General features: G+C 57.9%; 10 protein-coding genes. 6 read left to right on the forward strand and 4 right to left on the reverse strand.

What is annotated here, in order from left to right; all coding sequences use genetic code 11:
- The first annotated feature begins 116 nt into the window (after positions 1 to 116).
- Entirely contained in the window at positions 117 to 779 is a 663-nt protein-coding gene (locus FHX06_RS20395) for an NADPH-dependent F420 reductase (protein WP_183880646.1), read from the forward strand.
- A 440-nt stretch (positions 780 to 1,219) separates the two neighbouring features.
- Here the strand turns inward: FHX06_RS20395 and FHX06_RS20400 are convergent, their stop codons facing one another.
- Together FHX06_RS20400 and FHX06_RS20405 are read right to left on the reverse strand one after the other, a co-directional pair.
- Positions 1,220 to 1,657 carry a hypothetical protein gene (locus tag FHX06_RS20400; RefSeq protein ID WP_113117552.1) on the reverse strand — a complete coding sequence of 146 codons (438 nt, stop codon included), beginning with the start codon at positions 1,655 to 1,657 and terminating at the stop codon, positions 1,220 to 1,222.
- Between the two features lie 261 nt (positions 1,658 to 1,918).
- On the reverse strand, positions 1,919 to 2,455 hold the full coding sequence (locus tag FHX06_RS20405; protein WP_112970538.1) for a YqhA family protein: 537 nt from the start codon (positions 2,453 to 2,455) through the stop codon (positions 1,919 to 1,921).
- 160 nt (positions 2,456 to 2,615) lie between these two features.
- Here FHX06_RS20405 and FHX06_RS20410 point away from each other — a divergent pair, with 160 nt between their 5' ends.
- From FHX06_RS20410 to FHX06_RS36315, 5 genes are all read left to right on the forward strand, one after another.
- Positions 2,616 to 3,311 carry an MgtC/SapB family protein gene (locus FHX06_RS20410; RefSeq protein WP_113015085.1) on the forward strand — a complete coding sequence of 232 codons (696 nt, stop codon included), beginning with the start codon at positions 2,616 to 2,618 and terminating at the stop codon, positions 3,309 to 3,311.
- Between the two features lie 451 nt (positions 3,312 to 3,762).
- Positions 3,763 to 4,935, forward strand: a complete 1,173-nt coding sequence (locus FHX06_RS20415) for an efflux RND transporter periplasmic adaptor subunit (RefSeq protein WP_113206519.1) — start codon at positions 3,763 to 3,765, stop codon at positions 4,933 to 4,935.
- On the forward strand, positions 4,932 to 8,117 hold the full coding sequence (locus FHX06_RS20420) for an efflux RND transporter permease subunit (protein ID WP_183880648.1): 3,186 nt from the start codon (positions 4,932 to 4,934) through the stop codon (positions 8,115 to 8,117). Before FHX06_RS20415 ends, FHX06_RS20420 begins: the two co-directional genes overlap by 4 nt.
- Positions 8,118 to 8,154: 37 nt before the next feature.
- On the forward strand, positions 8,155 to 8,853 hold the full coding sequence (locus FHX06_RS20425; protein ID WP_183880650.1) for an alpha/beta hydrolase: 699 nt from the start codon (positions 8,155 to 8,157) through the stop codon (positions 8,851 to 8,853).
- A gap of 112 nt (positions 8,854 to 8,965) precedes the next feature.
- Positions 8,966 to 9,289: an SH3 domain-containing protein gene (locus FHX06_RS36315; RefSeq protein WP_409564431.1), complete on the forward strand. Its 324-nt coding sequence runs from the start codon at positions 8,966 to 8,968 to the stop codon at positions 9,287 to 9,289.
- 23 nt (positions 9,290 to 9,312) lie between these two features.
- Here FHX06_RS36315 and FHX06_RS20435 read toward each other — a convergent pair whose 3' ends face one another.
- Both FHX06_RS20435 and FHX06_RS20440 read right to left on the reverse strand, forming a co-directional pair.
- Positions 9,313 to 10,365: an AI-2E family transporter gene (locus FHX06_RS20435; RefSeq protein WP_183880654.1), complete on the reverse strand. Its 1,053-nt coding sequence runs from the start codon at positions 10,363 to 10,365 to the stop codon at positions 9,313 to 9,315.
- Positions 10,366 to 10,386: 21 nt separating this feature from the next.
- Positions 10,387 to 11,829: a metal-dependent hydrolase family protein gene (locus FHX06_RS20440; RefSeq protein ID WP_183880656.1), complete on the reverse strand. Its 1,443-nt coding sequence runs from the start codon at positions 11,827 to 11,829 to the stop codon at positions 10,387 to 10,389.
- Positions 11,830 to 11,919: the final 90 nt, after the last annotated feature.

An 11,919-nucleotide genomic window follows, 5' to 3' on the forward strand; every position in this document is an offset into this window, starting at 1 on the left:
ATTGTGATCATGGCCGACCTGAAGACGATACCCTGGTACACTTGTCAAGGTTGCCCCTCGATCCCAGTTTCGGTGGCAAGGGCCACATCCGGTCGCCAGAAATGAAAGAATAGGTCATGAATATCGGAATCATTGGTGCCGGCCACATCGGCGGCGCTCTCACACGACTCTTGACGGCCGCCGGCCACACTGTTTTCGTCGCGAATTCCCGAGGCCCCGAGAGCCTAACTGCTCTCGCCAAAGAAACCGGCGCCAAGGCGGTAGCGGCTCGTGAAGCCGCGCGCAGCGGTGAGATTGTTATCGTCACCATCCCACAAATCCGGGTCCCTGACCTGCCGCAGGATCTCTTCGAAAGCGTCGATCCGGCCGTCGTCGTCGTCGACACGGGCAATTATTACCCGCGCCAGCGCGACGGGAAGATTGCTGCAATCGAGGACGGGCTGACGGAGAGCCAATGGGTGGAAACACAGATCGGGCGCCCCGTTCTGAAAGCCTTCAACAACATCAACTGGAAGAACCTTCTCAACGACGGCAAGCCGGCGGGCTCGCCGGGCCGCATTGCGCTCCCCGTTGCGGGTGACGATACAAACGCCAAGTCGAAACTCATTAGGCTCATCGATGATATTGGGTTCGACGCCGTGGACGCCGGCAAGCTGAGGGATTCCTGGAGGCAGCAGCCCGGCACTCCGGTTTACGGCACCAATCTCGATCTTGCGGGCGTTCGAGATGCGCTGTCCGAGGCAAGCCCGATGCGCAATTCCGATTTTCTTGCAGAGTGATCTGAACGACGATCACCTGGCATGTGAATAGATTTTGGCCTGGCCATGCGAACGTCAAAGGCTGAGCAGGAGGGCAAGCTCGTCATCCCCGCTATCGCCCCCTGCGGTCAGATCTACTTCGCTTCGTCCAAGCGACCGGCCAACCGCGGCTTCCGGGCCGGCTCGCTCCGCTCCACCATCTCGATCAGGCGAAATCCATGAACCCCAATGATGCCACGATCCTTATCCTCTAGGCGTGGATGCAAGGTGCGCTCGGTCGGCCCGATCTGGGCCTTGCCGAGGCTGAGATGGCCCACCGGCTGCACCCGCTCTATCCGAGTTTATACAACTATTGGAACAGAGAACGTTCGAATACGCCCGACAGAGAACGGCGGGACATGGCCTGGCGCGCCGCAACCCGCATTGATCGAGCCGGGACATACACTGCCTGTTACTGGTCATTAATGAAGGGAGCGCTTCACAACGGCCAGAAACAGATCCCCAAGCCGAACCCGATCTGCAGCCGCGGTGAACAGGATGGCCTCCAATCGGTGAGCCGAGAGCCTCGATCGTTGGTGGCTGGTGCTGGTGCCATGGCCTGGCTTGAGGAATATTCGGGCGCCGATTCCCGATTGATATTGGGCCAGCGTAAGGCCTGCCCTGATTAACAGGGCGCGCATATCCGGGCGATGCTCGGCCGCAATGACGGTGCAAAAAGCCTTCACGAGCAGTCTCTTACGGACGGGCAGCTCGATTTCATCAATCAGCTGCCTGCCGATATCGCTCTCTTTGACTAAGTGGAGGTATTCGTCGACGACTGCATTTGCCTGCCCGAGTTCATCAGGCTCGTCGTAATCGCGACCGATGCGATGATAGTCACCTTCAATGATCAGGCCCATGACGTTCTCCTTGCCCAGAAAACGCGGGAAAATGCTGTTGGTTCACGGGGCTACGCTGACCATCCATGCCGGAGATATCAAAGATACCGGCCGTCGCAGTTCGACCTGGCATGGCGGCGTATGCTGGACAGATCAGGTGACCTCGGTCGACATGTGTGGTCGGCCGCTAACACTGGTACGACATTGCGGGAACGAATGGAGCCTGCGGCTCGGAAAAGCTGCTCCACCCAAGGAGCAGCAGGTAACATTGCGGATGTGAATTTAGGAACCATCGGCGCTGGGAGTGGAAGCGGGTGGCTTTTTTTGAACCGAAGCATCCTCAGCGTGAGTGCCGTGTCCAGGCGAACCGGCGATCAGTCGCATTGCGCCGGCCAATAGCAGAATCGAGATCGGGAGGACCAACGCGTTCCACTGTAACATCTGGTCAGTCTCGGCGACGAGCGTGGCGAAATGGACGACCAGATAGAGGATAATCATCTGGATGAAGAGGTTCTTGAGTTCGGCGACACTATCGATGACCATCCAATCGGGCAGCGCCGCGCGTCGTTCGGGCGACAGATCGATGAGAAAGCCAAGCGCGATGGCACAGCCGAAGATGATAAGGACGATGGCAAACAGTAGCTTGTCCGTGGCCCGCATGACGGCCGCAATAACGGCAAGGTCCGGGTCGGTTCTCACATAGGCAAAGGCATGCCATAATGTCAGCAGGCCCTCCCAAAACATCAAACCCGCGGCGGCAATAACTCCTATGGATGCAAGCGCCATGACGAAGCGTAACTTCAGCAGGATGTTTATCATGGTTTCTCCGATCGAACCTTCAACTTCCAATTCAGAGTAAGAAAGACGAGAGGATACTGGTTTCTTTCTGCACGAGGGTAAATGGTTTCTTGCACTAGACGTCACTGGCCGACGTCCCGGAAATAGGCGCCACTCAACCGGATAACATAGAGGCGACGATATGGACGCCAGCCAATCAATTCTCCTCAAACTGGTGATTGCCCTGCTGCTTGGAACGCTGATCGGCGCCGAAAGGCATTTAAAGCAGCGGAACTCAAATCTCGTAACGCATGCGCTTGTTTCCCTTGGTGCCGCATCCTATGCATCGCTTCCAAGCGCGATGGGCTTCGAATTCGATCTGCGCATGGGCGCCCAAGTCGTTACCGGTATAGGCTTCCTTGGGGCCGGTCTCATTATCCGCGACGGCACCAATATAAAAGGATTGAGCACGGCCGCGACTGTCTGGAGCACCGGCGCGGTAGGCGTCTTTGCTGGCTATGGGCAGCTTCTGCTGGCCGGCGAAGCGGCTCTTTTCATTGTCGCCTTCAATTACACGCTTCCCAAGCTTGGATCGTATATTGAAACTTGGTCTATAGTCGCACCAGAACAGGAGCTTATCTACGATATAAAGCTCAAATGCCCAACCGATCATGAAATAGCCGTCCGTGCGACGCTGCTGCAATCGCTGAACGCCAACAAGCTGCAGTTCCGATCGATAAAAAGCCGCCTGTGCGATGCCGGCGACGGGATGGAAATCGAAGCAATCGTATTCACGAAAAACGACCAGGACAGCGTTGTCGAACAACTCGTGGCCCAGCTAAGTTTGAGATCGGACGTCGAACAAACAAGCTGGTCGAAAATCGATGAGACTAACTGAGAAATGAGAAAGTGCCCCTTGCAGTGAGCATGAAAAGACGGTGCACGAAATCCCCGGCTTTTGCCGCCTCGATGGTCGCCTTCGCCGATGACGCCACCGGCATCTGGCCGGCACCAAATCGGTAGGTTCGCAAAGTCCAGCCGGCAAAAAGTCTTTGCGGAGCTCGAAGCCAGACGCGCGCGGGTACTGCGAACTCGCGATCGCCGGATGCTGCCCCCACGCGGCGAACGCTCAGAGATGTGCCTAATGCAACGCTGCCGCGCTGGCCTGATCGCAGTGGATCTGCATCCGGCGAGCGTCGCCAGAGCGCCGAATTGGGACAGGACGCACCATCAGTAATGCTTGCTGCTTTCCACGTCCGGTAGTAGAACTTGAGCGCTTGCTAATTTTTATAGACTGCTTCCATCCGCCTTGAGTTGTCGAATTTCTCGGTCTTGTTGGAGACATGTCGATGAAGTTGCATCGTCGGGTTCCGCCGACGTTCCTGATGTTATTGTTCGCAGCTCTGATGTCAGTGCCGCAGAACGTGGCGGCACAGGCTGGTCCGTCCGTTGGCGTCCTCACCGTGCCGGTTCAAGACGTTTCGCCGAAACATGAATTCGTCGGACGTGTGGAGGCAGTCAATGCCGTCGATATCCGTTCGCGGATCGAAGGTTTTGTCGACCAACGTCTTTTCAATGAAGGCCAACTGGTCAGGAAGGATCAGGATCTCTTCCTGATCGACAAGCGGTCCCTGGAAATAGCGCTGTCGGACGCCAGGGCAGCGCTTGCGAGCGCCCAGGCGGCATTGGCGGATGCTGAACGCCGCGTCGCGCGAAATCAATCGCTGAGCAACCAAACCGTTTCGCGCGCGACGCTGGAGGAAAGCCAGACCGCCCTTGAAACCAGTCAGGCAAACCTTCTGTCGGCACAAGCGCGCGTGAGCCAGGCCGAGCTCAATCTCAGCTTCACCCGGATAGTCTCGCCGATCGACGGCCGCATCGGAGCCGCGGAATTGTCTGTTGGAAGCTTCGTCAGCGGCAGCTCAACGACATTGGCTCGTGTCGTCGAAATGGATCCGATCCGCGTTGTGTTCTCTGTGAGCGATCGATCGATCCTCGAACTGCGTGCGGCCGGAGGCAATATTGGCAAGGAGGAGCTCGCCGGCGGCTATAAGCCCAGCCTGCGGCTGTCGAACGGCCAACCTTACACGGAGCCGGGAAGGATTGAGTTCTTCGGCAATGAAATCGACCCGGCAACGGGGACGCTGGCAATTCGAACGCTGTTTCCCAATCCGGATGCACTGCTTATTCCAGGTCAGTTCGTAACGGTCATCATATCGGAAAGGGAAAAGACGCTTCGTCCTGTCGTGCCGCTGGGGGCGGTGCAGCAGGATCGGGGTGGCAAGTACGTTCTGCTCGTCAATGCGCAGAATGCCGTCGAGCTTCGTCGAATAAAAATTACCCGGCAGATCGGCGGCAACTGGGCAGTAGACGATGGTCTTAAAGGCGGGGAGAAACTGATCGTCGACGGCCTGCAGAACGTCTCGGAAGGCCTCGTCGTCGAACCGACGGAAGTTTCTCCAGCCGACAGCAGCGCGATCTCGCTCGCGCCTATGGAACCGCAATCGGGTTCAGCGCAATGAACATTTCGGCGCACTTCATTGCCAGGCCGAGATTTGCGATGGTCATCGCAGTTGTGATGATGATTGCGGGTGGCCTGTCTCTCTTCTTGATACCCGTCGCCCAGTTTCCGCAGATCACACCGCCCGAAGTGCAGGTCACGGCAAGCTATCCCGGCGCGAATGCCAGCGTCATGACTGACAGCGTGGCGGCGCCGATCGAGGATCAGGTGAACGGGGTTGAAGACATGCTCTACATGTCATCGTCGAGCACCAATAACGGCACCTACAGTCTGACGGTTACGTTCGCGGCGGGTACGGATCCAGCGATCGCCCAGGTCAATGTGCAAAATCGCGTGTCAATGGCATCGCCTCGGCTTCCTGCTGCCGTTACACAGACAGGCGTCTCGGTCAGAACTCGTTCGTCGAGCATGCTGCTTGGCTTTGCGGTTTACTCGCCGAAGGGCACTAAAGACGATGTCTTCATCAGCAACTATGCCATGATCAACATCCGTGATGCGATCGCCCGCCTGCCGGGCGTCGGTGAGGCGAGCGTGTTTGGTCCCGCCTACAGCATGCGTATCTGGATGAATCCCGATCGCATGCAGGCCCTTGGCATAACCGCAGCCGACTTGATGGCGGCGATACAGGCCCAGAACGTCCAGGCATCCGCCGGCCAGCTCGGTTCGCCCCCGTCACCCACCGGTCAGCAGCTGCAGTTGACCGTCATGGCCAGAGGACGGCTTGCCGATGCAAACGAGTTCGGCAACATCATCATCCGCACCAACGCGGACGGAGCGATCGTCCATCTCCGCGACGTCGCCCGGATCGAGCTCGGCGCACAATCCTACGATACGGCTTCGACCCTGAATGGCAGGCCGAGCGCGACCGTCGTCGTCTATCAATCGACCGATGCAAACGCGCTCGCAGTCTCGAACGCTGTTCTTGGCGAGCTGCAGACATTGTCGAAACAATTTCCGGATGATCTCGCCTACACGGTCGTTTTCGACACGACCGCTTTCGTCCGGCAGACCATCCATGAGATTTTTGTCACATTGGCGATCACCTTCGTACTCGTTGTCCTTGTCGTGTTCTTTTTCCTGCAGGACTGGCGCGCGACAATCATCCCGACGCTGACCATACCCGTTTCGCTGATCGGCGGTTTTGCCGTGCTTTATCTCATGGGTTATTCGGCCAATACGATCACGCTTTTCGCGATGATACTCGCGATCAGTCTTGTCGTGGACGACGCGATCATCGTGGTGGAAAATGTCCAGCGCATCATGAGCGAGATGGGCGTCGACGTGCGTGAAGCGACGCTACGCACGATGAGCCAGGTTACGGGTCCAATCGTTGCAACAACCTTGGTGCTGGCCGCTCTCTTCGTGCCGGTTGCGTTCCTCGCCGGCATAACCGGCGAACTCTACCGTCAGTTCGCGGTCACCATCTTGATCACGATCACCTTCTCGACGATCAATGCCTTGACCCTCAGTCCGGCACTCTGCGTCCTGATCCTCCGGCCGGTACAGGAGAGCCGGTCGAAGCTGTTCGGCAGGATAAACCAGGGCCTCGATGCGTCGCGACGGTTTTACGTTTCTTTGCTGGCGGTTTTTGCCCGCAGGATTGCCCTCAGTCTGCTGTTTCTCATGATTACCGTCGTGGGCGTCTACGGTCTCTATCGCATCCTGCCCGTGGGTTTTGTCCCGGCAGAAGACCAGGGCTATCTCTTCATGAACGTGCAATTGCCCGATTCCGCTTCCCTCGAGCGCACGCAGGAGACAATCGCGACGGTCACCACTGTGCTCCAGCGGACGCCCGGGATTGCAAACACCATCGCCATTGCCGGAACGAGCATGATAGGCGGGGGCGGCTCCAATTCGGCAATGATCATCTCGGCGCTGAAGCCGTGGAGCGAACGCGGGTCGGACCAGAGCGCCTTTGCGTTGATGAACGAACTTCGAACGGAGTTCAGAAAGGTTTCGACAGCGTCGGTGGTCCCGTTCAATCCGCCAGCAATACCTGGTCTCGGGACAACCGGTGGCTTTGACTTTCGCCTTCAGGCCCGCGCCGGGCAAAGTCAGGAGGAACTTGCCGAAGTGATGCGCGGGCTGATCGTCGCGGCAAACCAGACGGAGCGGTTAACAGGCGTATTCAGCACGTTTTCGGCTGACGCGCCGCAGATCTATCTCGACATCGACCGGCGGCGGGCCGAGCTTTTCGGCGTTTCGCCGGCGACGATATTCAGCACGCTGCAAGCGCATCTGGGATCGGCCTATGTCGACGATTTCAACATTTTTTCGCGCGTATACCAAGTCCGGATCCAGGACGAGCCGACGTTCCGTTCGCGCATTGAGGACATCCAGCGACTGAGAGTGCGGAGCCAGTCGGGCGATCTGGTTCCCTTGCAAGGATTGCTTTCCATCTCGACCATCTACGGACCAAACTCGGTCAATCGCTACAACCTTTTTCCATCCGCCGCTATCAACGGGCAGGCTGCGGCGGGGGCGAGCACCGGGGATGCCTTGAACGCCATGGAGGCGCTCGCAACGGAAAAGCTGCCGCCAGGCTTCGGATATGAATGGACGGGACTGGCGCTTCAGGAAAAGCAAGCGGGTGGACAGACGGTCATCATCCTGATCATGGGGATCATTATCACCTACCTCTTCCTCGTCGCCCAATATGAAAGCTGGAGCGTTCCGCTTGCAGTGATGATGTCCGTGATCGTCGCGGTGCTCGGGGCCTTGGCGGGCCTGGTGATCGGCAGGATCGATCTCAATATCTACGCCCAGATCGGCCTGCTGCTGCTGATCGGCCTGGCGGCCAAGAACGCCATCCTCATTGTAGAATTCGCCAAGGAGCGCCGGGAAGACGGTCTCAGCATCATAGAAGCGGCACGCGAAGGAACGTCACAGCGCTTCAGACCGGTATTGATGACGGCGATGGCTTCGATATTGGGCGTAGTGCCGTTGGTGGTGGCGACGGGAGCCGGAGCAGGCAGCCGCCAGGCGATCGGCGTTACCGTGCTCGGTGGGCTGCTGCTCGGAACAATCGTAGGCCTTCTCGCCATTCCTTTGCTCTATATATTCGTTCAGACGGTGAGAGAGATTGCCAAGCGGCGAATATTCGGTTCCGGGCATGTCGAGAAGGATCGCGGCCTCACCGCAGCGACCGGTCGCGATTTATTGGATCGAACCAGGGATCTCTGAAACCAACTTCTTCAGAACCACATCGAGGGATTTGGCAATGATTGCTGCTGAGGACCGTGCGGAAAATGTCGTGCTGGTGCACGGCCTTGCGCGCAGCAGCGGATCCCTTCGGCTTGTCGAGAAGACTCTGGCGCGGCGCGGATACGTCGTCATCAACAACGAATATCCTTCGACGCGCGCGACCATTTCCGAACTCGCCGGCCACATAGGTGAGGCAGTGGCAATGTGCGGGTCAGGACGCGTCAATTTCGTTACCCATTCGATGGGTGGCATTCTTGTCCGCTATTGGCTGGCGCAAGTGCGTCCTGCAAATCTTGGCCGGATTGTCATGCTGGCGCCCCCGAACAACGGGTCCGAGATCGTGGACGTCTTCGGAGAGATGACGCCATTTCATTGGATCAATGGCCCCGCCGGGTGCGAGCTTGGGACTGGCCCCGCCGCGTTGCCGAAGCTTCTGCCACTACCGGACTATCCAGTGGGCATTATCGCGGGTGATATATCCATCAATCCGCTTTTCAACGCCATCATAGAAGGGCGCAACGATGGGAAAGTGTCCGTCGCATCGACGAAGCTGGAGGGCGCGACGGACCATCTGGTGCTTCATGCGACGCACACCTTCATGATGTTCAACCCCATCGTCATCGCCGAAATCGTCAGTTTCATCGAAACAGGCGCGTTTCGGCGCGGCCTGACGATGCAGGAGGCAAGCAAGGCGCTTTTTGCGATGTTCCGATAGGAACCCGGCGATCTTTTTCGGATGGGCATGCCGACTTGTTTCCATCGGTCGCCAGGCGTCACCGGTCTTCTGGCCCGAACAACTGAAGGAGTATTCCATGAACGTCCTGCACATGGCGACAGTCGCCTTTTTCACAGTTGTCTTAACGTTGGCGGAAGTTGCTCCGGCAGACGCTGCTTCGGCGCAGGTGACCGGCACAGTTCAAGTGCGATCGGGACCCGGCACCTCGTTTCGCGTCGTTGGTCAGTTACGAAGGGGAGATAGAGTGACCATTGACCGCTGCTCTTCGTCGCGCAGATGGTGTAATGTCCGCTCCCGGTATTCCCGCAGCGGTTGGGTCAACTCGCGCTTCCTCGACCGCGTTTCGAGCGGTGGCGGCAGTCGGGGCGGCATATGTTTTTACGGTGCTCGCGGCTATATATGCGTCGGGCGGTGAACATTCATTTCGCTGGCGCCGTTTCAGCCTGAGTCATCACCATGATCGTCTTCGCTGTCGCGTCCGAGAAGTTCGGATACCCACCGGCTGGATGGATGATTGCGGCAGAACGTCACCAGCGCGATCGAGATGGGTACTCCGATGAATGCGCCGAAGATCCCCCATAGATAACCCCAGGCAAAAACGGAAAACAGCACGACGACCGGTGAAAGGGAGAGAGCATTGCCTGATACGCGAGGCTCGATGTAGCTGCCAAGCGTGAATTGGATGAGGTTGAGCCCCAGGAACAGGGTAAGCGCCGATTGCCAGTTGTCGAACTGAATGAGGGCAAAGGCGGTAGGAAGCAGCGTTGCCACGAGCGGTCCGATAAAGGGTATGTAATTCAGAACGAAGGCGATGGCGCCCCATTCCTTTGCGAGGGGAAGTCCGAAAGCACTGGTGAAACCCCAGACGACGAGGCCCGTTACGATGCTCATGATCGTCCGGATCCTCATGTAGCGGCGAAGCTTTTCTGCCGTCTGCCGGCTGCCATCGAGAAGCAATTGCCGCGCCACAGGATAAGGCATTGTTTTGAGGCGACTGGCAAAACCCTCAACTTCCATCACTCCGAGAAGCAAGTAAGTCAGAGCGACCAACCAGAAGCTGAACGTGCTGTTGAGGCGGGTCGTCACGGTTTGAACCATGCGCACGACTGAGGCTGTGCCAACATTGTTGGCCCAGAGCACATCGACGTCGATACCCTGTTCCTCCAGCCACTGACGAACTTCATCATAGTGTTGTTGAAAGCGGGCGGCATTGCTGATCATCCATCCGCCGACACGGCCGAAGGACCAAGAGAAGATCCAGGCAAACGCAAGAAGGGCGATCATCACAACGGTCAAGGTCGCCAGAAGCGCGACGTATTTTGGAAGGAATGCCTGCATGCCGTGTTGGACCGGCCACAGAAGGGCTATTGCCAGGAGCGCGAATGCCAGTGGCGCAATCACCGGCGCGCTCGCCGGCAACAGAGCGATCACGACAAGCACCGCAATCACGACTTCGGCCGAAGAAACTGCTCGTTGGCGTCCAGCCCGCATCATCGTCCTCGAGTGGGTACCTCAGAGTGTATTCTTGAAAATCTGGCCGTCCTTCATGACGAGCTTCAGGTTTTTCTCGGGTTCCTCGATCATCTTGATGTCGTCGAGCGGATTGCCGTCCCAGACGAGGATATCGGCAAAGGCTCCCTTTTCGATGACACCCAAACTGCCCGAATAGGGCGTGCGCAGGTTGGAGAGCGTCAGAAGACTTGCATTGCCCGATGTCGCCATGCGCAACGCCTCGGCGTTGGAGTACCAGTTGCTCAGATGCGTGAGCATGACGTTCTGGCGAGGCGTCAATTCCGGCGAAAACAGGAGATCCGACCCCCAGGCCGTCTTGATCCCGTATTTTTTCGCGTATCCGTAGATCTTTGGTGTTCCGATGAAAATCTGCGCTGCGCGCTCGGCACCCACGCCGGTCTGTGAGGCAGCATCTTCGATCGACAGGAACGGTTGAGTGCTGAGCCAGATATTCCTGTCGGCAAACATCCTTGCCGTCTCTTCATCCATGAGGTGGGCATGTTCGATACATGCCACTCCCGCGTCGATCGCGCGCCGGACGGTATGGGATGCATAGGCATGAACCGTTACATAGGTGTTCCAGTCCCGCGCCACATCCGCGGCTGCGCGGATCTCCTCCTCGCTGAACGTACTCATGTCGAGCGGGCTTCGCGGAGACGACACCCCTCCCCCTCCGACAATCTTGACCTGCGATGCGCCTTGAAGAAGCTGCTCGCGCACGCGACGTTTCAAGCCTCCGACATCATCGACGATGGCAGCGCTTCCCATCAATTCGCTGAGACTGAGCTGACCATCTCTCGGAGGAATTTCGAACGGCATGCGCAGGTCACCGTGACCGCCCGACGTCGTGATCATTGCCCCCGAGGGGAAAATGCGCGGACCCGGAATGATGCCGGCATCGATGGCCTGTTTGAATGTGAAGACCGGCCCGCCGAGATCGCGAATAGTGGTAAAACCCCGCATCAAGGTGTGTTCGGCTTCGGCGGTGGAAGCGGCAAAGATCATGCCGGGATCGCCGGTCAAAAGGACCTGCAGGGGAACCGCGGCGTAAATCGTGTGCCAATGCGCGTCGATCATGCCTGGCATCAAGACACGATCGTTGCAGGCGATTATGATTGCATCGGCGGGCGGCGGATTGTTTGCGGCATCGATCGCGATGATCCTACCTTCTTCCACCAGGACCTGCGAGCCGTTCTGCAAGGTATTGGATTTGCCGTCGAAAAGCCGGATCTGGTTCAGAAGTATTTTTGAGGGCCGCTTTGAAGTTTGCGCGTTGCCTGCTCGGGGTACCGCACCCGCAACGGCAATCGATCCGATGCCGGCCAGGAATGTTCGTCGCGAATATTCGCCGAGGTAGCGGGATCGCTGCTGAAGATCGCGATTTGCGCAACCGCAACCGGCATCGTGGACAAGGTGGCCATATTTCCTACCAACTCTAAACATGGCATGCCCCCGAAGATATCTCACTGAAACGGTGCGTCTCCGACATGACCATCCCGTGCCGTTCGAGAGGCGATGCTTCCCGAAGCGAGC

It is taken from the genome of Rhizobium sp. BK512, from assembly GCF_014194915.1.
Classification (GTDB): Bacteria; Pseudomonadota; Alphaproteobacteria; order Rhizobiales; family Rhizobiaceae; genus Rhizobium.

Coding starts and splice junctions, on each gene's coding strand:
- FHX06_RS20395 (WP_183880646.1), top strand. CDS start 117: ATGAATATCGGAATCATTGGTGCCGGCCACATCGGCGGCGCTCTCACA.
- FHX06_RS20400 (WP_113117552.1), bottom strand. CDS start 1,657: ATGGGCCTGATCATTGAAGGTGACTATCATCGCATCGGTCGCGATTAC.
- FHX06_RS20405 (WP_112970538.1), bottom strand. CDS start 2,455: ATGATAAACATCCTGCTGAAGTTACGCTTCGTCATGGCGCTTGCATCC.
- FHX06_RS20410 (WP_113015085.1), top strand. CDS start 2,616: ATGGACGCCAGCCAATCAATTCTCCTCAAACTGGTGATTGCCCTGCTG.
- FHX06_RS20415 (WP_113206519.1), top strand. CDS start 3,763: ATGAAGTTGCATCGTCGGGTTCCGCCGACGTTCCTGATGTTATTGTTC.
- FHX06_RS20420 (WP_183880648.1), top strand. CDS start 4,932: ATGAACATTTCGGCGCACTTCATTGCCAGGCCGAGATTTGCGATGGTC.
- FHX06_RS20425 (WP_183880650.1), top strand. CDS start 8,155: ATGATTGCTGCTGAGGACCGTGCGGAAAATGTCGTGCTGGTGCACGGC.
- FHX06_RS36315 (WP_409564431.1), top strand. CDS start 8,966: ATGGCGACAGTCGCCTTTTTCACAGTTGTCTTAACGTTGGCGGAAGTT.
- FHX06_RS20435 (WP_183880654.1), bottom strand. CDS start 10,365: ATGCGGGCTGGACGCCAACGAGCAGTTTCTTCGGCCGAAGTCGTGATT.
- FHX06_RS20440 (WP_183880656.1), bottom strand. CDS start 11,829: ATGTTTAGAGTTGGTAGGAAATATGGCCACCTTGTCCACGATGCCGGT.